The organism is Chryseobacterium sp. P1-3, assembly GCF_000738495.1.
GTDB lineage: Bacteria > Bacteroidota > Bacteroidia > Flavobacteriales > Weeksellaceae > Chryseobacterium > Chryseobacterium gallinarum.
On sequence record NZ_JPEQ01000014.1, the window covers coordinates 1 to 20020 of the forward strand.

Genomic DNA, 20020 nt, shown 5'->3' on the forward strand with positions numbered 1-20020 from the left:
TTGTTTTCAAACTCTGAAGCTGTCTCCCGCTCATATCATACAACATAATATCAGCTTCTTTAAAGTCGAATCCGATTTCCACATACGCATAATCTGATACCGGGTTAGGATAAATCTTAATGTCATATTTTTCAATTAACTGATCAACCTGCTTGTCTCCCAATTTTACAATCTTCCAGTTTTCTTTCCCCAGCTCTTCTGCGCTGGTTCCTGCAAGGATAATAGAACCATCCCTGTTGAGCTTTAAATCCGAGAGCCTTTCCTCTCTTTGCCTCGATTCTCCTCCCACATGTTTTCTCCACTGCTCATTGCCATTTCCATCCAGGTACAGCATCCAGAAAGTTTCATCGTCCTTTTCAATCCTTCCTTCTGCCTGGGTATAGCCGCCCAATAAAATTCCTTTGGTAGATTTCCCGCGTCCATCTTCCAGCTCCCCGCCTATCACACTCATTCCCATCAGAATATCCCGGTTTTTAAAGTTGTAAGATTTTTGCCACTCTTCTTCTCCTCTCTCATTAAGGGCAATTAGCCAAAGGTCTGTTCCTTCCTCTATTCCTACTGTTTTGTTCCCTGATCTTTCCGATCTGGATTCTCCTCCGATGAGATAGCCGTTGGAGGTCAATGCCAGGGTCCTCAAATGATCATCTCCTTTACCTCCATAGTTCTTTTCCCATTCTACCTTCCCGGTTTTATCCAGTTTTACAATCCAGTAGTCGCCTTCACCATAGTTGCTGCTGGTTTTTGGCATTTGGCTTCTGGCTACAGAACCCGCAGTTTTGGAAGATAAATCCGGAGTATTGGTTGTTGATTGACTGTTGCTCATATTAACAACTCCACTTCTGGAATAGATGCCTAACAAAGCCCCACCGTCTTTCGTGGGAATCATTTTTTCAACTTCGTCTAAACCTTTTCCTCCTAAAATCAGTTGTGATAATTCTTTTCCCTCTTTATCAAGTCTTATTATCCAGACATCTTTGGAACCGTAACCCTTAGAAGAGTTTTGTACATTTCCCGCTACAAAGAATCCTGAATCGGTGGTTTGAATCACTGCCCTGGCTTCTTCATCAGAAGAGCTTCCCAAAGTTTTCTGCCATAGCTCATCCCCGAATTCATTAATCCTGATCAGCCAGATATCAGAGCCGCCTTTGGAATCGTCCTTTTTATCCAGCCCTTTCCCGGAATAGGAGGTCCCAGCTAAAAGGAAGCCCCCATCCTGCGTGGTTACAGTGGCTGACAAATAATCATGATTTTGTCCTGAGAAATACTTCTCCCAGACCTGTTCTCCCTGCTGGTTTAATTTTACCAGGTGGAAATCATAGCCGTTGTTCTGGCTGGCAGCATTTCTTGCTCCCTGCTTCCGGCTTCCTGCCTGAATACTGCTGCCTGTGATAAGGTACTGCTGGTCTATTGTGGTGGTCACCTGGCTCAGGAAATCCTGGGTTGTGGTTTTGATGTCTTTCTGCCAGACCACTTCCTGGGCCGACGCACTAAAAACTATGCATAAGGTAAATGCACTCATGTAGAATTTCTTCATACTTTGTGTTTATTTAGGTTGTTATTAATTGATCCGTTTTTAAACGCTGCAAAAATATCTTTTTTATCTCACCAATAAAAGATTTAGGATATCGTTTTCGTACTAAATATGCTGTATTGCCTGTATATTGTCCAAAGATATTTCGTCAGAACGACAAAACCTGTCGTATTAAAAATACTTGCACTCAAAATCAAAGATTTTATACACTTGTTCTAACAAGTAGACAATAAATTTTTTATGCCTTATTTCAAATCCTTAAATTTGCAGCATCTAATAAAAAAGAATGGAAAGTAAAAAAGAATTCTTCTTGGAATGCTACAAACTAGGCATCATCAAATTCGGTAGGTTTACCCTGAAAAGCGGCATTGAAAGTCCTTTTTATGTAGATTTAAGACCGTTGGCTTCAGATCCCAAAATCTTAAAAAATCTTGCTAATTATTTATTGGAAATGCTTCCGCTGGATAATTTTGATTTAATCTGTGGAGTTCCTTATGCTGCCCTTCCAATGGCCACTGCTATGTCACTGGAGAGCTATATTCCATTAATTATTAAAAGAAAAGAAGCGAAGAGTTATGGTACTAAAAAGCTGATTGAAGGAATCTATCAAAAAGGCCAGAACTGCCTTTTAGTAGAAGATGTGATCACTTCCGGAAAATCATTGGTGGAAACCATTGCTGAAGTTGAACAGGAAGATCTTAAGGTTTCTGATATCGTTGTGGTACTGGACAGAGAACAGGGAGGAAAACAACTATTGGAAAGCAAAGGATACAGAGTACATACCCTTTTCAACATTTCAGAAGTTTGTGGAATTCTTCAGGAAAACGGAGAATTATCTGATGAAGAGGTTGCAAGAATCCAGGATTTTCTTAAAGGAAACCACATTCAGTTTGAAGAAGAAATCAGACCATCTTATGAACAAAAGCTTCAAAACGCACAACATTCGGTTTCGAAAAAATTACTGGAAACAGCCCTGGCAAAACAATCCAACCTGATTGCTTCTGCGGATGTTACCACAACTCAGGAATTATTAGATTTAGCTGAAAAAGTCGGTCCGCATATTATTGCATTAAAAACGCACATCGATATTATTTCGGATTTTGAATATGAAAAAACAATCCTTCCTTTAAAAGCGATTGCTGCAAAACACCAGTTCTTATTAATGGAAGACCGCAAGTTTGCAGATATCGGAAATACTCAGGAACTTCAGTTTACCAGTGGTGTTTTTAAAATTACAGACTGGGCAGACTTTGTAACCTCACAGGTTATCGGAGGTTTTGAATCCTTAGACTGTTTCACGAATGTAGGGGTGGTAGCCATTGTAGGTATGTCTTCAAAAGGTACCTTAACTACCGCCAGCTATCGTGAGGAAGCATTAAAAGTTGCCTTATCCCACCCTAACGTTATCGGGGGAGTGTCACAGAATAAGATCCCTGAAGAACTATTATTATTTACACCAGGGGTTAATTTAGCTGATTCAGGGGACGGAAAAGGACAGCAGTACAATACTCCCGAACACGTCTTTACAACACTTCATACGGATTTCATTATCGTAGGAAGAGGAATTTATAAATCGGATGATCCTGAAGCTTCTGCCATTACATATAAAAATGAAGGATGGAACGCCTATATTAAATCTTTGGAAAAAAAAGCAATTCAAAATTAAAATGCTATAAAATATATACAAAATAAGCTATATTTGAGACTTTATCACAGATATTTGAAAAAGTTCAGCATTTGTCTTATTTTGTTTTGGGGAGTTGTGCAGGTTTCTGCACAGAAAGACAGCATATACATTGAAGCCAGGCTATCTTCTGACAGAAAATTCCTTGAGGTCAATCAGGAAATTATTTATCATAACCGTTCTGATAAAGACCTTCGTACCATAAAACTCCTGAATTGGGTTTCTGCGTATAATAAACGGGGAACTTCTCTGGTCTACAGAAAACTGGAAGACAGGAACAACGACCTGCATTTTGCCCAGCCTCATCAACTGGGAAAACTTCTGGAGCTGAATGTTAAAGGCCCCGAAGACCAGACCATCCCAATCAATACGCTCTCAGACGAAAGTCTTTTTCTACCATTGGAAAAAGCATTAAAGCCAGACGAAAGCGTTACATTGCAGCTGAAATACAGGATGCAGCTTCCCGACAAGAAGTTTACGGGATACGGAACATCCGGTCAGAATACAGCTTTAAAATATTTCTTTATTGTTCCGGATCATTTTGATCCGGACAATATTACCAGGAAAAATTATCATGATATTGAAGAACAGGTAAATTTCAATACATACTGGACTATCAACTTCGATATCCCTGTGAACAGTTTCATTGAAGGTAACCTGCCACAGATTCAGATGAACTCGTTTAAAGGATATCTGGAATCTGATCCTGAATTTTTAATTTCCTCAAACGAATATCCGTCCATTAAAGTGGATGTTGACGGCAACAGTACCGATATCAAATTTGGATATCAGCTGAAACCTGAAGAAAAACAAAATCTTGAATTCTACCTCCCCTTACAGCTCAAATTTATTAAAGAAAAGATCGGATTCCTGCCGGAAAGCCTGTTTATTTCTGATAAATTCAGAGCCAAAGAAGATTTTTTCGGGAATAATGATATTGTATTCTGGAAATTCAGGTTTCAGTTGTTTACTGATGCCGAAAAAACAGACCTGGATTACTTCGGAATCATCACCAAAAAAATTCTTGACGAAAGTATTATTGCTGATAAGCAAAAGGATCATTGGTTTAAAAACGGGCTGAAATCCTATCTTGAGATGCAGTACCTGAAGAAGTTTTACAGTAATACCAGATTATTGGGTAAGCTTCCGGAAACACAAATATTTGGTATTAAACCTTTAAAAATATTCCACGCCTCAAAAGTTAAGCTGCTGGACCGTTATGGATTAGCCTATCAGTATATCATGCTTCAAAATCTTGATCAAAAAATAGGTGAGGATTTTGCCGTATTGAGTAATTTCAATGATATGACCATCAGCGGCTTTGAAACAGGAAGTCTGTTCAATTATTCCGCAGATAAGATGGGCTATGAGACCTTCAATACTACGGTAAGGAACTATATTTCCCAAAATTCCGGAAAAAAAATAAATCCTGAAGAATTTCTGAATGCTATTGCCGGAAAAGATAAGACAAACAGTTATCTTTCAGGTTTTTTCAGACAAAAAAACAGGGTTGATTTCAAATTGGGACACATTAAAAAAGAAAATGACTCTTTACAGCTTAAAGTCATTAAAAATACCAACCTGGCTATTCCTGTAAAATTGGAAGCACAAACCAAATCCGGGGAGAAAAAAGCATATTGGATAGAAACTGAAGAAAATGAGAGGACAGCCACACTCTCCCTTCCGGCCACAGATAATATTTATAAAGTTACCTTAAATAGCGGATATATTTTCCCGGAATCGAAATACAGGAATAATTTCCTGTATGCCAAAGGATTGTTTTCAAACACGAAAAAGATTAAACTTAAGCTTATCAAGGATATTCCAGACCCGGAATACAATGAAATTTATATAAGCCCCAGAATCCGTTTCAACAATACGTATGACAAGTTTCTTTTAGGGGTTAATTTAAAAAATCAATCTTTTTTTGATGAGAAGTTCCTGTATTCATTTACTCCTATGTATAGTACCGGTACAGGGAAACTGACGGGTTCCGGTGCTGTTTCCTATTCTATCCTTCCTGCTGAAAGTTTCATCCGGAGCCTTACCTTCGGTGTTTCGGGATCCTATTTTCATTATGATTATAATCTTGCTTATCAAAAAAGGCTCATTATTTTCCACACTCAGTTTCAGAAAGAACCCAAGAAGTACAGTGAGCAGGAGTATTGCCCTGTCTTACAATTATTTTGAAAGAGACCTGAGCCCTCTTATGGTTGCCAACAACGACTATAAAAAAATACAATCTGTGGAGTTTAGGATACGGATATAGTGACAGTCAGATGATCCACGAAAAAAGCTTCAGCCTGAGTACACAGGGAATGGAGGATTTTAACAAAATTACCGCCGAAGGCTTCTACAGATGGGAATTTGCTCCAAGACAAAAGCTAAGTGTCAGGTTATTTGCCGGCTACTTTCTAAGAAACGATACCCGGAATAATTTATTTAATTACGGAATCTCAAGGGTTTCAAATTATGCATTTTCTTATAGCCTATTAGGAGAAAGTGCCAATAGTGGTATTCTTTCACAGCAGTTTATTCTGGCGGATGGAGGTTTTAAATCATTTATCCCCGGAACCGTTAACCAATGGATTACTTCTTTCAATGTGGATTCCAGTGTCTGGAAGATATTCCATGTCTATGCCGATGCAGGAGTATATAAAAATCAAAACCTGCCGGCTAAATTTATTTGGGATAGTGGAATTAAAGTCAGAATTATCCCGGATTTCCTGGAGGTGTATTTCCCGATACAATCTTCATTAGGATTTGAACCATCATTCAAGGATTATGCAAAACGTATCAGATATACATTGGTTCTTAACCTGGGCTCAATCATCAATGCTGCAAGAAGAGGCTGGTACTAGCTGATTGATAATTGATAATTTCCATTACAATTCATCATAAAGACAAAAGGAGCAGCTATAATCATACGCTGCCCTTCATTATTAAGAATATTAATCTTTTATGATCTTCTGTGAAAGAGGGATATTATTAATTGTTCCTGTCACAATATACGTACCCTTAGGAAGATCTGTAATATCCAATGCAGAGACGATTTTTACGGGAGCTTTTTTCACCACCTGCCTGAAGCTGTCATATACTTTTACGTCCCTGATCTCTGTTCCAAAAACAATTTTACCATCTTTTATAAAGGGATTCTGTACAAAACCGGATTTTGCTGTCCCTTCAATGGAAAAATCGGCTTTGTTATCATTACTATCACTCACAGCCCTCTTTATAGCTGTGGTCGTCGTTGGAGAAGGTGCCGGTCCATCGCCTTTAAATTGGTCTGCATTGGCACCATAGCCAACAAAATCGATAACATTGGATGAATCCGGTCCTGCTACTGGTATTCTATTGGTTGCAAGGGCAATTTTACCGGAAGCCCCCGACAATCTTAAGCCTATAGATTTATTGGATGTGCCATCAAAATTAAATACGGTTCCTGCAACAAAATCCGGAGTCGGTAAACTGACTGTTCCACCATTTATTGCTGTTTCCTGAATCAGGTAAGTCTGCTCAGGCTGCAAAGTGATATCCGGCAGGACATGGTACTCTGTAAAAGCACCCACTGCCGGTGCATATTGTATGGTAGCTCCTGATAAGGTAACCTGGCTTGTTCCTATATTTTTCAGAACTATATAATTATTTTTTAAGACGGCACCCGAATTTTCATTGCCTCCGTAAATCTCATTGATGACGATCTGTGCGTTTGAAAAAGTAGTTATCAATATCAATCCTGCAATAGTAAAGATTCTTTTCATCATTCTATAATTTTAGGCATAAATGTATAATAAAAATCATCAAAAACAATACCATGTAAAAGGAAAAATAAAGAGAAAGAGGAACGGAAATTTATATCTTCCAACAATAAATCCATGATAACTCTCTGGTAAAAAGTCCGCCGTTTCGGAGAAACGGCGGACTTATATGTATGATTGACATTAATAGCAGAAGATTAGTCTTTCAATATCTTCTGGGATACCGGGGCATTGTTAATAGTTCCTGTTACAATGTAGTTTCCTTTGGCCAGATCAGCTACGTTTATACTTCCATTTTGTTTTACAGATGCTGTTTTCACAACTTGTCCGTACATATTGAAAATTTTTACATCTGAATGGGTGCCAAAATATATTTCATCTCCAACAATTGTATTTTTCACAAAAGTTGCATGGGAAACCTTATTGTCAATGGTAGCCAGTGAAGATCCTGACTGAGGTGTTAAAGAAAAATCATCTATAGCAAGACCATCATCGGTTCCGGAAATATTTACGTCAACAAATCTGATCCAAAACGTTTGTCCTGCAGGAATATTTAATCCTGTAATCGTTGCACTAAGTGCTGTTCTGAAGTTAGCATTGTTCCCATCTTTTGCTCCTGCAGTTCCGGTAATATTCGTACTGTTGTAGGTTAAAGCAGATACAGCTGTCCATGTTCCTGTAGTCAGTGATGTAGCATCGGTACTGTATTCAAATGTTATTTGATCATTAGTCCCTCTATTCGTGAATCCCAATCTCCATTCCTCTCCGGTATAAGATACCAATAAGCTGGTAATTTCGCTTCCTGTATCGTTTTTAAACTGTGCCCCCCATCTTGATAACAAGTTTCCACTTGCAATGGCTCCCAGTGCCCTGTCGGGGCTTCCTGCAGAACCATAGCTGTATGTATCACCTGCATTTGAGCTTCCTGTATCAGCTGTATATGTTGTATTGGCATTGGCACCTGTTTCTGAAATGCTCCAACCTGTCAGGCTGCCGGATAAATTTAAGGAGCCTGTTCCTGTATTGGCAAGATCGTCAAAATTTTGTGTATACGCAGTATTCATAGTGGGCAAGCTAATTTGTCCAAATGCGAAACTCGTTAAACAAAGCACTGCTAAAGAATAAAGTTTTTTCATGTTTTAAGATTTATTGTTATTAATACTTTTTAGGTCACTAAAATACCATGTATTTTCCCTTTCAGAATAATAATTAGATTAAATTTCTGTTAATAATCCTAAACCCACTGGTATTAACATTTTTTTAATTATTTTTACGAATTATTTGTAGGGCTTGCGGAATTGTATTATTCTATTTACATTATTTTTCTTAGGCATATTTTCAGGAAATGCCCAAGTATTTTCATGGAAAAATCCAAACGTTCCCGAAGACAGTCTCAAAAGAGACAGTATTCTTGCCGCCAGGCTTGAGCAGGATATTTTCGTTAAAGACACCCTGGATTTTGTAAAGACCAATAATAAAATTGTTGTAGACGAAGCCGTACTCGCTAAAAATGATAAAAAAAGATTTTTAGGGGAGCTCAATTCCAAGGGCTCGATCATCCGGGGAATCACATTTGGTAACAACCAGGGGCAGTCTGTACAAAGTTCTATGGATCTCCAGATTTCAGGACGTCTTTCCAAGGATGTAACTATTTTAGCCAGTATTTCAGATCACAACCTCCCTATCCAGGCAGATGGATATACACAAACCCTGGAAGAGTTTGACAAAATATATATGCAGCTCAATATTAAGGATAAATCTATTCTCAGAGCCGGGCACCTGGATCTTGTAGAAGCTAAAAACTATTTTGCCAAATACCAGAGAAGAAGTATGGGACTTGAATTCCAGACGGAATTCGGGAAAGAAAATAAAACATTGGTAGATGTTTCTATGGGAGTTGCACGAAGTGAATTCCACAGGGTCCGATTTCAGGGGGTAGAAGGAAACCAGGGACCCTACCGTCTTACCGGAAAAAACGGCGAACAGTTTATTACCCTGATTTCCGGTTCTGAACAGGTTTTTATCGATGGAATTTTAATGAAACGGGGAGAAAACCAGGATTATGTCATTAATTACAATACCGGAGAGGTTACTTTTACCAGTTTCCGTCCTATTTTCCAGCAAAATTTTATTACCATTTCCTATAATTACGCCAACAGAAATTATTCCCGGTATTTATTTACAGGAAAACTGGAACATCAGAGGGAAAAATTCAAAATTGGATTGAATTGGTTTATGGAGAATGACAATAAAAATGCTCCACTTTCTTTAAACCTTTCCAAAGAAGATGAACAGATCCTGGCCGATGCCGGAAATGATCCTAACCTGATGTATGCCCCATCCGGCGTTGTCACCGAATATGATGTCAATAAAATATTGTACCGACTGAATCCTAATGGAAACTTTTATGAGTTTTCCACAGATGCCACCCAAACGCTTTATCAGGTATCTTTTACTTATTTCGGAGCAAACATGGGAGACTATAAAACAGCCCAGACTACCAATAACGGACGTGTTTTTGAATATGTAGGCCCGAATGCAGGTGATTACAGGGCAGTGAGAAAGCTGCCTTCCCCCCAGAAATCCCAGGTTTTTTCCCTAAATTCAGAATACCTGCTGAAAGAAGGAAAAATAGGAACGGATATTTCACTTAGCAATTATGATGTCAATTTATTCTCATCAAAAGATTCCGATCAGAACATCGGGTACGCATGGCGTATTTTCGGAAATAAAAGCTTTACAAAAAACAACTGGAAAGGAACTCCCAGCTTTGAATATCAGTATATCGACAGACAATTCCATATTTTAGACCGTATCAATGATGTGGAATTTTCCAGAGACTTCAACCTTGCACAGGAGTTCAATAAAAAGACACAAAACAGGTTTATTTTCAGTTTCTTGAATAAATGGAATAATAAATCAACATTCAATTACCGGGTAAATTATTTAAATGAGCAGGATTCTTACAAAGGGATAAAAAATGACCTGGATTTCGGATGGATCAGCGGAAAGTTTTTCACCAAAGGAAATCTTTCCTACCTGAACACCAATGCCACCCTTCAGGATACCAAATTCATCCGTGGTGGGGTTTCTACAGAATTTACCGGCAAAAAAGGAAGCTGGGCGATTGGGGGAAGCATGGAGCATAATGAAAAAAAATATAATGATTCCCAGCTTATGGATGTTACCAGTTTCAGCTGGAAGGAAATTTTTGTACAAAAGAAAATCGGTGACAGTACCCGTACCAAATTACTGGCAAAAGTTTACATGAGGGATAACGACTCGGTCCGTGATAACAGGCTTCAAAATATGAATAATATCCTTGGGATCATGGCCGAAAGCCAGATCATCAAAACGGAAAGAACCACTTTGAATGCTTTAATTCATTACAGGAAATTCTTCTATCAGAATATAGAGGAAGGTGTTGCCACCAGAAATAATGATTTTGTGGTAGGAAACATTCTTTATAATCAGCAGCTTTTCAGAAACGGGATGCGTCTTCAGGCATTCTATGAATTAGGTAACGGACAGGAAGCCCAAAGAGAATTCCAGTACATTAAAGTTACTGACGGGCAGGGAATTTACAAATGGACCGACTATAACGGGGACGGAATACAGCAGCTTGACGAATTTGAAATTGCCGAATATTCCGACCTGGCACAATATATAAGGGTATACACCAATTCTGTTCGTTATATTCCTTCCAATAAGAATAAATTACAGCTAGCCTTATTTGTCAATCCGGCCATTATTTTCAATTCGGAAAATTCATTTTTAAAGCGCTGGAACTTCAATGTCTCTTTAAACTCTCAAAATTCTTTTTACAAAAAAGATAAGGTACTGGTTCTGAACCCTTTTGAGAAAAACAGTGATCAGATTTTAAAGAACCAGAATATCCTGGCCTCAGTACAATTTAATCCGACCGATAAATCCGGCTGGAATGGAAACTACCGGTTTATTTCAAATGACAATCTCATCAATGCCAATTTCAGTAATGAGGAAAGGGAACAAACCTCCCATTTTATAAATATCGGTTATTGGTTCAACAAGGAATTCAGAGTCGATTGGGAAAACTCTGTCCATGATATCAAAAATTCTTCACAGCTTTTTGCTACAAGAGATTACCGTCTGAATAATTTTGAAACCAAGCCGAAGGCTACCTATAAATTCACAGATGCCATACAAGCAGAGCTTTCTTCCGCTTTCCGTCAGAAACAAAGGATAGATGGTGAAGAACTCCTGAAAGCATTCGATGTCACAGGAACTATTCAATGGGAGCGAAGAAAGACCTCTATCCGTGGAAATTTCTCCTTCATCAGCAATAATTTTAACGGAAACAATTTCAGCATTGTCGGAAACCAGATGCTGGATGGTCTGAAGCCCGGCAAAAACCAGGTATGGAGTGTATTTATCCAACAGGCTATCAATTCTTTCATCCAGCTGAATTTAAATTATGAAGGAAGAAATTCAGGAGACAGAACGATTCATATCGGAAGCATGCAGGTAAAGGCAAGCTTCTAGATTTCAAAGCTTAAGACTACTCTTATACTTCCGGAGCTCCATACTTAAACGCTCAATTCGCTACATCACATTGATAGATAATATCATATTTTCTTATGTTCAGAATTTTGTAAATTTGCACCATGATAAAAATAGGCAATATAGAACTGCCGGAATTTCCGCTTTTACTGGCCCCGATGGAAGATGTAAGTGATCCTCCATTCAGACGTTTGTGTAAAATGCACGGTGCAGACTTGATGTATTCGGAATTTATTTCTTCCGAAGGCTTAATCCGTGATGCCATTAAAAGCCGCAAAAAAACTGGATATCTTTGATTATGAGAGACCGGTAGGTATTCAGATTTTTGGTGGAGATGAAGAAGCAATGGCCATGTCTGCGAGAATTGTTGAGACAGTAAATCCGGATCTTGTAGATATCAATTTCGGATGCCCTGTAAAAAAAGTGGTTTGTAAAGGAGCCGGAGCAGGTGTGCTGAAAGATATAGACCTTATGGTACGTCTTACCAAAGCGGTGGTAAGCTCTACTCATTTGCCTGTAACGGTCAAGACCCGTTTAGGCTGGGACAGCACTTCCATTAATATAGATGAGGTGGCAGAACGTCTGCAGGAAACAGGAATCAAAGCTTTAACAATCCATGCAAGAACCCGCGCACAGATGTATAAAGGCGAGGCCGACTGGGAGCATATTTCGAGGATCAAGCAAAATCCCAATATTGAGATCCCTATTTTCGGAAATGGTGATATAGATTCTCCGGAAAAAGCTTTGGAATATAAACAAAAGTATGCATGTGACGGGATTATGATCGGACGTGCTGCAATTGGATATCCCTGGATATTCAACGAAATCAAACATTTCTTCAAAACCGGGGAACATTTACCCGCTCCTACTATTTCAGACCGTTTACTTGCCGTACGTCAACATGCCGAATGGAGTGCGGAATGGAAAGGAGAAAGATTGGGACTGATTGAGATGAGACAGCATTACAGCAACTATTTCCGTGGTGTTCCTCATTTCAAAGAATTCAGAAAAAAATTCCTGGAAGTCTTTACGCTGGAAGAAATGGATAGCTTAATTAAAGAAACCCAACAATTTTACGAAGAATATCAGGAACAGATATAAAAAATGAAGCCATCAAATAAATCTGATGGCTTTTATCATTTTAATAAGTTATTTTAATTTTAGTATTCTTCTGATGATGATTGGTTTTTAAGTAAAGCTAATGCTGAAGAAGTTCCGATTCTTTTTACTCCGAGATTAATCATCTTTTCAGCATCTTCAGGGGTTCTTACTCCTCCGGCAGCCTTTACAGGCAGCTTTCCTGCATTATCCAGCATAATCCTGATCCCTTCAAATGTTGCCCCATTAGGTTTACCATCGTGCGTCTGATAGAAGCCGGTAGACGATTTCACAAAAATCCTGGATAAATCATTTTCCTGGAAATTTTCTTCCGCCCAATTGGAAATATTTTTAGTAAGATCAGCGATTTGTACGTCTGTTAAAGCAGCAATTTCAATGATCCATTTAACGATTTTGTTGTGCTTCAAGCCAAGTTGAGAGCATCTTACAAATTCATCTTTTACTAATTCTGTTTTTCCCTGAAGATAGGCTTCATAATTTATTACAAAATCTAATTCATCTGCACCGTCTTCAATTGCCTTTGATGCTTCTGCCAATTTATCATCAACAGAATAGGTTCCTTCATGAAAACCTATTACAGTTCCCACTGCCACATTTGAATTTCTTTCCTGGATATACTTTTTAATTTCAGAGACATAATCCGGACGGATCATCACGGCAAAAATCCCGTTATCAATAGCTTCCTGAGCAAGTTCTTTATCTTTCTGAAGCGTTTCCTCATGTGAAATTCCTGATTGTTCAGGTGTCTTCAGGTAGGTTGAATCCAAATATCTGGCTATATTCATATCGTTTCGTTATACTTTCAATTGTCTGTAAATACCTTGTTCCAAAGATATAAAAGTTTCTGTTCTTGTCACTCCTTTTAGCTTCTGAAGTTTACTAAGAATCTGCATCAAGTGGTCATTATCTTTACAAAGGACTTTAAGAAAGATGGTATAATTTCCTGTTGTATAGTGGGCTTCCACCACTTCATTAATGTCATGCAGGGATTTCACCACTTCCGGATAATGGCTGGGCTGGTCCAGGAATACTCCGATATACGAAATCACTTTATATCCAATTTTTTTTAGGATTAAGAAATGAAATCGAATTTTCAATAACGCCTGCGTGTTCAAGTTTTTTGATTCTTTGATGTACTGCTGTTGTGGAAATCCCGACATTTTTCGAAATGTGGGCTAAAGAAGTTTTAGCATTATCCATCAACATGTAGATGATTTCTTTGTCGATCGAATCTAAATGGTAGCTTGTGTTGCTCGAATTTTTCATTTTCTACTTTTTTTATTATTTATGTTTTTTATGGTAGTCTTTTAAATTTTACAAAAACAGGAAAGTGATCACTATACCCACCTAAATACCGTGTTCCGGCATAAGTTCGAAAAGGTCTGTCTTCAAATTTCCTGGTTCTGCTTCTGATTTTCTCAGAATTAAACACATGAGCATCCTGAAAAACCAGCGTATTATTGTTGAGAAATGATCTCGACATAATAATCTGATCATACAGTAAGCCAGACTTATAATGAAAAGTAGAATAATTTCTTGTAGAAAACAATTCAAGAAAAGGGTTCATCAAAACCTTCTCATGATCATTGTTATAGAGAATTTTTACTAAATTTTCATCATCCGGGTTTTCGTTAAAATCACCACACAATATGACATGTTCCTTTTCAGCATTCACAATTTTCATGATCCGTTCCCGGATCTCGTTCAGTATAAAGGTTCTTTTGGGTTGGTTGATGTCTTTTTCCCGCTTAGAGGGAAGATGCGCGATAAAGACATTAATCAATTCTCCTTCATATTTTACTTTTGAAAAAAGTACGTCCCTGGTTGTATCGTAATTTCCTGTGTTTTTATTCAATATTTCAAAAAAGAAAGTAATGGTTTCAGAATCAATAACCTCTACTTTATTTTTGTCATATAACATTGCTACATCTACCTTTCTTTCATCCATAGAATTGTAATGTACAATTCCGTATTCTGAATTAAAAGGTTCCATCTTCACTAGATCTTCCAAAACTTTCCTTCCGGAAACTTCAGATAATCCGATTATGAATGGCATTACACCATTTTCCTCCTTCATCAATTGAAATACGTGCGAGATTTTAAAAAGCTTGTTTTTATATCTCTTTTCATCCCAGTTTCTTAAACCTGATTGCGTTGGATCCAATTTATGGATTGGCTTGGGATCAGGTAAAAATAAATTTTCAACATTGTAAAAAGAAAACAATTCCATCAGCATAAAATTCGTTCTTTATATGTATTGTGTCCTTTTTTCAAATGTAAATTTATTATTTTTTTCCAAATTTATTGATTTTTCTGTAATATTTTCAAATCAATTTCAACTAAGAAATATTTCAAATATAACAAAAAATATCAATAATCCGACCCATAGTGAATTAATTTTTCAATTATTTAAAGTTATCACCCCATAAATCAGAATAAAATCAATATGTGAAATTCAAAATAATGAGAATAAAATTTTAATTTTCAACAAAAAGAATTTACTTTTTCCTTCTTGCTTACACTAATAACAAATATTATTCCATTTCAATAGATAATCAATGAAACAGATGAAAAAAAGAACAGTAAAATTAGTCCCTGCAGTTTCTAAAGCAGGTCCGGACGTTTTTCCTTGGTAATTCTTACCGCTTCATCATGACGCCATTCTTCAATTTTTGCAAAATTCCCGCTTAATAAAACTTTAGGAACTTCCAATCCTTTGTAAACTTCGGGTCTGGTATAGATGGGAGGAGACAGCAGATCATCCTGGAAACTGTCTGTCAGCGCACTTTGTTCATCGTTTAAAACTCCGGGAAGCAAACGGATAACAGAGTCGGCCAATACACATGCTGCCAGTTCCCCGCCGGTAAGGACATAATCTCCGATAGAAATCTCTTTGGTAATATGGAGATCCCTTACCCTCTGATCGATGCCTTTATAATGACCACACAGGAAAATCAGGTTGTTTTTAATAGAAAGGGTATTGGCTATTTTTTGGTTCAGCGTCACTCCATCAGGTGTCAGATAAATAATTTCATCATAGTCTCTCTGGGCTTTAAGTTCAGAAATGCATTTATCCAATGGCTCTACCATCATAACCATTCCGGCCCCGCCTCCATAAGGCTCATCATCTATCTGCCTGTGCTTGTTGATGGCCCAGTCTCTCAGGTGATGAAAATGTACTTCTGCCAGCCCTTTATCCATTGCTCTTCTTAGAATAGAAGTTTTGAACGGACTTTCCATCAATTCAGGAAGCACGCTTATTATATCAATTCTCATTGTAATGTTCCGTTTTTCTTTGTAGGTATAATAATTAATCGTAGGGAAGAATCTTTGTTGATATAGCTCCACATCCAGTTGAAGAATATGGCCAATTTATTCCGAACGCTCAAAATTAACATTAAATGGAGAAACATCCAGAAATACCAGGCTAAAAATCCCTGAAATTTTATAAATGGCAAATCTACTACTGCTCTGTGCTTTCCTATTGTTGCCAGTGAACCCTTATCATCATATTCATATTCTTTCCATTCTGCAGTGCGTTTTTTCAGCAGGTTTTTCCCCAGATTTTTCGCCTGATTAATAGCGACATTGGCAACCTGCGGATGGCCATGCGGATATTTAGGGGTTTCCATATAGGCAATATCACCAATGGCATATATATTATCGTATCCTTTTATTTTATTATACCGGTCTACTATATATCGGTTTTTAACCAATTTTTCCTCCGGGAAGCCGCCTACAACATTCCCTGTAACTCCGGCTGCCCAGATCACATTATTGGAAGGTATTGTCTGCCCGCTTTTCAAATGAACTTTATCGCCATCATAATCGGTAACCACTTCCCCACTCAGAAAGGTTACCCCAAGATCTTTAAGGTATTTTTCAGATTTATCCTGTGCTTCAGTACTCATTACGGCAAGGGGCTTATCGGTAGAGCTTACAAGAATAATTTTCAGCTGGTCAAAATTCATATAGGGATAATCTCTGGGAAGGATATCTTTCTTCATTTCTGCAAAAGCACCTGCCAGTTCTACTCCGGTGGGTCCGCTCCCTACAATAACAATATTCCAGTTTCCATCATCGCTTCTGCTCTTTTCAAGGATCAGTTTTTCAAATGTCATCAAAACATGATTCCTGATACTGATGGCTTCCTGGGTATTTTTCATTCCAAATGCCTTTCCTTCGAGTTCTTTATTACCGAAAAAATTAGTTTTACAGCCGGTTGCGATGATTAGTTTATCATAGGTAAATTCCGCTTCATCAGTAATCACTTTATTGTGTGCGGGATCAATTTCTTTCACCTCTGTCATCCGGAACTGTGTATTTCTGGATTGCTGGAAAATCTTTCTGAAAGGAAAAGAAATATTAGAAGGTTCTATCCTTCCTGAGGCTACCTGATAAAAAAGCGGCTGAAACATATGATGATTCATCCGGTCCAAAACAATTACTTTTTTTATTCTTGTTGTTTAATGTTTTTGCAAGCTGTAGCCCCGCAAATCCTCCTCCTATAATGATGATTTTTTTCGCGTGTTTCCATAGTACACAAATTTTACTGATTTTATTTAGCATTTAGCAGTGAAAAAAGTTAGTTTTTGCAAAACTTTTATGACACCTAAAAAAGTACACCAAAAAAAACTGCCAAACAAATCCACAGGAAGAGACGGAAGAAGTATTTTTTCCGGAGATGGATGCTATTGGCGATATTAATAATTGCGTTAATAGGGACCGGATTTTATTTAAAACAATCTGTCAGCTATTATTATGCCTTATACTTTAATAAGTTTGTTCATAAAAAACTTCATAACAGTGAAAAGGAAGCTTCAAGGATTCAACGGATACTGGCAAGCAATCTTGATAAAACCTACGGTTTTGATGTTTCCCATTATCAGAATAAGGAAGATATCAAATGGGACAGTCTCAGCATCGGAAATAAAACGATACCGCTGGAGTTTGTCGTAATGCGGGCTACTATGGGAAACCGTAGTGCTGACAAACATTTTGATGAATTCTGGGAAAAAGCCAAAAAACATGATCTTATCCGCGGAGCTTACCATTTTTACAGGGCCGATGAAGATCCTGTTATTCAGGCCAATAATTTTTTAGCTAATGTAAAACTGGAAAGTGGAGATCTTCCTCCTATTTTAGATATTGAAAAAATTCCTAAACGCAAAACCAACAAAAAGCTTATTGAAGATTTAAAAATATGGTGTAAAATCGTGGAGGAAACTTATGGTGAAAAGCCTATTATTTATACTTATTATCATTATTATAAAGATTTCCTGAAAGGTGAATTTGATGGTTATCCGCTTTGGCTCGCCAATTACAATGATGTTCCGTCACCATCTCCGGATGACCAGTGGGATTTCTGGCAGTTTACAGAAAATGGGATTGTTCACGGAATTAATACTAAAGTAGATCTTGATATTTACAATGGTAATTCCTGGTCTCTGAAAAGGTTGACGTTGGATTAATAGCAGGAAGGTTTCTAAGCTCCCAATAGTAATTATAAGTTTATTTTAATGATTATCAGTGATTTTAAAAAAACACTTCTTTTAATTCAAAGTTGAAATTAAAAGAAGCAATCTATAACTTCGAGCCTCTATCTTCCTATTTATTCTTTTCAAGAAAACTCAGTATATCGGCATTAAGTTGATCTGGTTTTTCATAAGGAACCATGTGAGTAGTATCATTATAAATTTTCTTTTCAGCATTGGGAATTTGCTGGGAAATAAATTCTGTATGATCCGGCTTGATAACATCCCTGTCTCCCGCAATAACCAAAACCGGACTTTTTATTTTATTTAGATCATTTTTACTGATATTAGGCTCCGTAAGCATGATCTTTAAAAGCCTGCGTTCTCCCAAAGTTTCTTTAGCTGCTATGTCATTCAGCTGTTTCATCTGATTGGTAAAACGTTCAATAAGTTTATCTTCCACTCCTTCAGGAAAAGCGTTCGCCCCGATGGTTATCAATTTATTAAGACGATCAGGATATTTCAGTGCAAATTCAAGTCCTGTATTTCCACCATCACTCCATCCCACAATATTAATTTTATCAAGCTTCAGGTTGTCTGCTAATGCTTTTACATCATCTGCAAATAATTTATAGGTAAAATCTTTTTTGGAGGTATCTTTGCTTCTCCCCTGCCCCCTTGTATCTACCGCAATAACCTTATACTGCTTAGATAAAACTGGAATTTGCTTGTAAAAATCTTTGATACTGCCTGAATTTCCGTGAAGTAATACTAAAGGTTTACCTTCTCCATATACTTCATAATAAAGATCAGTATCTTTCAGCTTTAAATATTTTCCGGCAGAGTCATTTTTACCATATATAGACTGATTGGCTTCCTCTATGTTCTTTGAATTATCGGTTATCCAACTCTGAGAGATATCATCATCTGCATACACACCAGCATCTTGTATATCTTTTCCGCTTTTATCCACTTTCACATCAATATTAATGGCAGGTGCAGCAATGGACATTTTTTTTCCAGTCTCCATAGAATTCTCTGATAAATCCCGTTTTAAACAATGCTGCACTGATTTTAATGCTCCCGTTAAATGCTTTTAAAAATTGAATGCCAACAAAAAAACTTTCCCTTCACCCAAATATTATAGTCATTAACATCAAGCCTATAAGTTCCGTCTTTAATCATATCTTCAGTAAGCTCTACTGTAATTTCTTCATCCAGAATATTTTTATCAGGGTAACCATCCTTTTCACTGTAAATACTGTACCGCATAAGAACCGGTTCTGTGGAAATATATCGGGCGATATTCAGATTAATATTCTTGATTTTGGATCTTTTCTTAGTGTTAAACTCCAAAGCTGTTTCACCAAGAAAACGTGCTTTATCTCCCGTCGGATTAACGAAATATAAGACACTTTTGCTTTTTGTTGTTACCCCCCAATTTTTATCAACCAGTTTTTTAGGCTTAATAGCAATTTCTTTAATTGTTTTAGTTTTTTCATTTAAGAATACCTTCTGCTGATCGTGCTTTTTGAAATCCTGTATAGCTTCTTCATACAGCTCATATCCCGGAACCTCTATTTTTACTTTCTGCTGTGGATTCAGGCCGGTAAGATCTATTGCGAAGTTCCCTTTCCCATCAGAGATGGTTCCGTTGGTTTCCTTTTCCACTCCAATCTTTACATATGGAACGGGCTGATTTTCATTTTTGGAAATAATGGTTCCTGAAATCACCTGTGCATTGAAAGCTGAAACTGTAAGAATAAGGAATAAAACGCTGAGTTTTTTCATGGTAAAAGTTTGATGCAAACTTATCTACTTTATCACTATCAACATTCATAAGGTATTATTAAATTTAATGGCTCTTTAGTTAAATTTATACTAAAAAATTAAGTTCCAGTCTATGAGTCCTAAA

The 20020-nt window shown here is 37.3% G+C and carries 13 protein-coding genes and 3 pseudogenes; 6 read left to right on the forward strand and 10 right to left on the reverse strand.

Features of this window, described 5'->3' with window-relative positions; all coding sequences use genetic code 11:
• Positions 1 to 1534 (reverse strand): T9SS type A sorting domain-containing protein (locus HX13_RS17435; RefSeq protein ID WP_050022360.1); only part of this gene is annotated, 1534 nt, incomplete at its 3' end.
• A gap of 283 nt (positions 1535 to 1817) precedes the next feature.
• Between HX13_RS17435 and pyrF the strand changes: the two genes are divergently transcribed.
• Genes pyrF through HX13_RS24730 form a run of 3 tightly spaced genes read left to right on the forward strand, consistent with a single transcriptional unit; the run spans position 1818 to position 6076 of the window.
• Positions 1818 to 3197 carry an orotidine-5'-phosphate decarboxylase gene (gene pyrF, locus HX13_RS17440; RefSeq protein ID WP_050022134.1) on the forward strand — a complete coding sequence of 460 codons (1380 nt, stop codon included), beginning with the start codon at positions 1818 to 1820 and terminating at the stop codon, positions 3195 to 3197.
• 33 nt (positions 3198 to 3230) lie between these two features.
• On the forward strand, positions 3231 to 5405 hold the full coding sequence (locus HX13_RS17445) for an aminopeptidase (RefSeq protein ID WP_238555463.1): 2175 nt from the start codon (positions 3231 to 3233) through the stop codon (positions 5403 to 5405).
• A 23-nt stretch (positions 5406 to 5428) separates the two neighbouring features.
• The gene (locus tag HX13_RS24730; protein ID WP_238555464.1) at positions 5429 to 6076 is read left to right on the forward strand and encodes a hypothetical protein; all 648 of its coding nucleotides are present in this window, start codon (positions 5429 to 5431) and stop codon (positions 6074 to 6076) included.
• 90 nt (positions 6077 to 6166) lie between these two features.
• Here the strand turns inward: HX13_RS24730 and HX13_RS17450 are convergent, their stop codons facing one another.
• Complete coding sequence (locus tag HX13_RS17450) at positions 6167 to 6979, reverse strand: lamin tail domain-containing protein (RefSeq protein WP_228377688.1); 813 nt, start codon at positions 6977 to 6979, stop codon at positions 6167 to 6169.
• Between the two features lie 191 nt (positions 6980 to 7170).
• Entirely contained in the window at positions 7171 to 8109 is a 939-nt protein-coding gene (locus tag HX13_RS17455; RefSeq protein WP_238555465.1) for a T9SS type A sorting domain-containing protein, read from the reverse strand.
• A 154-nt stretch (positions 8110 to 8263) separates the two neighbouring features.
• On the opposite strand from HX13_RS17455, the gene HX13_RS17460 reads away from it, so the two are divergent.
• Entirely contained in the window at positions 8264 to 11494 is a 3231-nt protein-coding gene (locus tag HX13_RS17460; RefSeq protein WP_082129129.1) for a hypothetical protein, read from the forward strand.
• A gap of 122 nt (positions 11495 to 11616) precedes the next feature.
• Positions 11617 to 12613 (forward strand): annotated as a pseudogene (gene dusB / locus HX13_RS17465) (tRNA dihydrouridine synthase DusB).
• A gap of 59 nt (positions 12614 to 12672) precedes the next feature.
• Here dusB and deoC read toward each other — a convergent pair.
• From deoC to HX13_RS17490, 5 genes and pseudogenes are all read right to left on the reverse strand, one after another.
• On the reverse strand, positions 12673 to 13416 hold the full coding sequence (deoC, locus tag HX13_RS17470; RefSeq protein WP_050022136.1) for a deoxyribose-phosphate aldolase: 744 nt from the start codon (positions 13414 to 13416) through the stop codon (positions 12673 to 12675).
• A 9-nt stretch (positions 13417 to 13425) separates the two neighbouring features.
• Positions 13426 to 13897, reverse strand: a pseudogene (locus tag HX13_RS17475) (Lrp/AsnC ligand binding domain-containing protein).
• A 28-nt stretch (positions 13898 to 13925) separates the two neighbouring features.
• A complete protein-coding gene (locus HX13_RS17480) occupies positions 13926 to 14867 on the reverse strand; it encodes an endonuclease/exonuclease/phosphatase family protein (protein ID WP_316931350.1) in 942 nt (313 codons plus the stop codon).
• Between the two features lie 368 nt (positions 14868 to 15235).
• Complete coding sequence (gene trmD, locus HX13_RS17485; RefSeq protein ID WP_050022137.1) at positions 15236 to 15907, reverse strand: tRNA (guanosine(37)-N1)-methyltransferase TrmD; 672 nt, start codon at positions 15905 to 15907, stop codon at positions 15236 to 15238.
• Positions 15904 to 17200, reverse strand: a pseudogene (locus HX13_RS17490) (NAD(P)/FAD-dependent oxidoreductase). Before HX13_RS17490 ends, trmD begins: the two are co-directional and overlap by 4 nt.
• 119 nt (positions 17201 to 17319) lie before the next feature.
• Between HX13_RS17490 and HX13_RS17495 the strand changes: the two are divergent.
• Positions 17320 to 18102, forward strand: coding sequence for a glycoside hydrolase family 25 protein (locus HX13_RS17495; RefSeq protein ID WP_050022138.1), 783 nt, complete (start codon positions 17320 to 17322; stop codon positions 18100 to 18102).
• A 136-nt stretch (positions 18103 to 18238) separates the two neighbouring features.
• Here HX13_RS17495 and HX13_RS17500 read toward each other — a convergent pair whose 3' ends face one another.
• Positions 18239 to 19117 (reverse strand): alpha/beta fold hydrolase, encoded by an 879-nt coding sequence (locus tag HX13_RS17500; RefSeq protein ID WP_157837463.1) that lies wholly within the window; start codon positions 19115 to 19117, stop codon positions 18239 to 18241.
• A 74-nt stretch (positions 19118 to 19191) separates the two neighbouring features.
• A complete protein-coding gene (locus tag HX13_RS17505) occupies positions 19192 to 19896 on the reverse strand; it encodes a carboxypeptidase-like regulatory domain-containing protein (protein WP_050022140.1) in 705 nt (234 codons plus the stop codon).
• Between the last annotated feature and the right edge of the window lie 124 nt (positions 19897 to 20020).

Excerpts from the sequence above, each read along its gene's own strand:
- HX13_RS17480 (WP_316931350.1), bottom strand. The coding sequence starts at position 14,867 with ATGCTGATGGAATTGTTTTCTTTTTACAATGTTGAAAATTTATTTTTA.
- deoC (WP_050022136.1), bottom strand. The coding sequence starts at position 13,416 with ATGAATATAGCCAGATATTTGGATTCAACCTACCTGAAGACACCTGAA.
- HX13_RS17450 (WP_228377688.1), bottom strand. The coding sequence starts at position 6,979 with ATGATGAAAAGAATCTTTACTATTGCAGGATTGATATTGATAACTACT.
- HX13_RS17495 (WP_050022138.1), top strand. The coding sequence starts at position 17,320 with ATGCTATTGGCGATATTAATAATTGCGTTAATAGGGACCGGATTTTAT.
- HX13_RS17500 (WP_157837463.1), bottom strand. The coding sequence starts at position 19,117 with ATGTCCATTGCTGCACCTGCCATTAATATTGATGTGAAAGTGGATAAA.
- HX13_RS17455 (WP_238555465.1), bottom strand. The coding sequence starts at position 8,109 with ATGAAAAAACTTTATTCTTTAGCAGTGCTTTGTTTAACGAGTTTCGCA.
- pyrF (WP_050022134.1), top strand. The coding sequence starts at position 1,818 with ATGGAAAGTAAAAAAGAATTCTTCTTGGAATGCTACAAACTAGGCATC.
- HX13_RS17505 (WP_050022140.1), bottom strand. The coding sequence starts at position 19,896 with ATGAAAAAACTCAGCGTTTTATTCCTTATTCTTACAGTTTCAGCTTTC.
- trmD (WP_050022137.1), bottom strand. The coding sequence starts at position 15,907 with ATGAGAATTGATATAATAAGCGTGCTTCCTGAATTGATGGAAAGTCCG.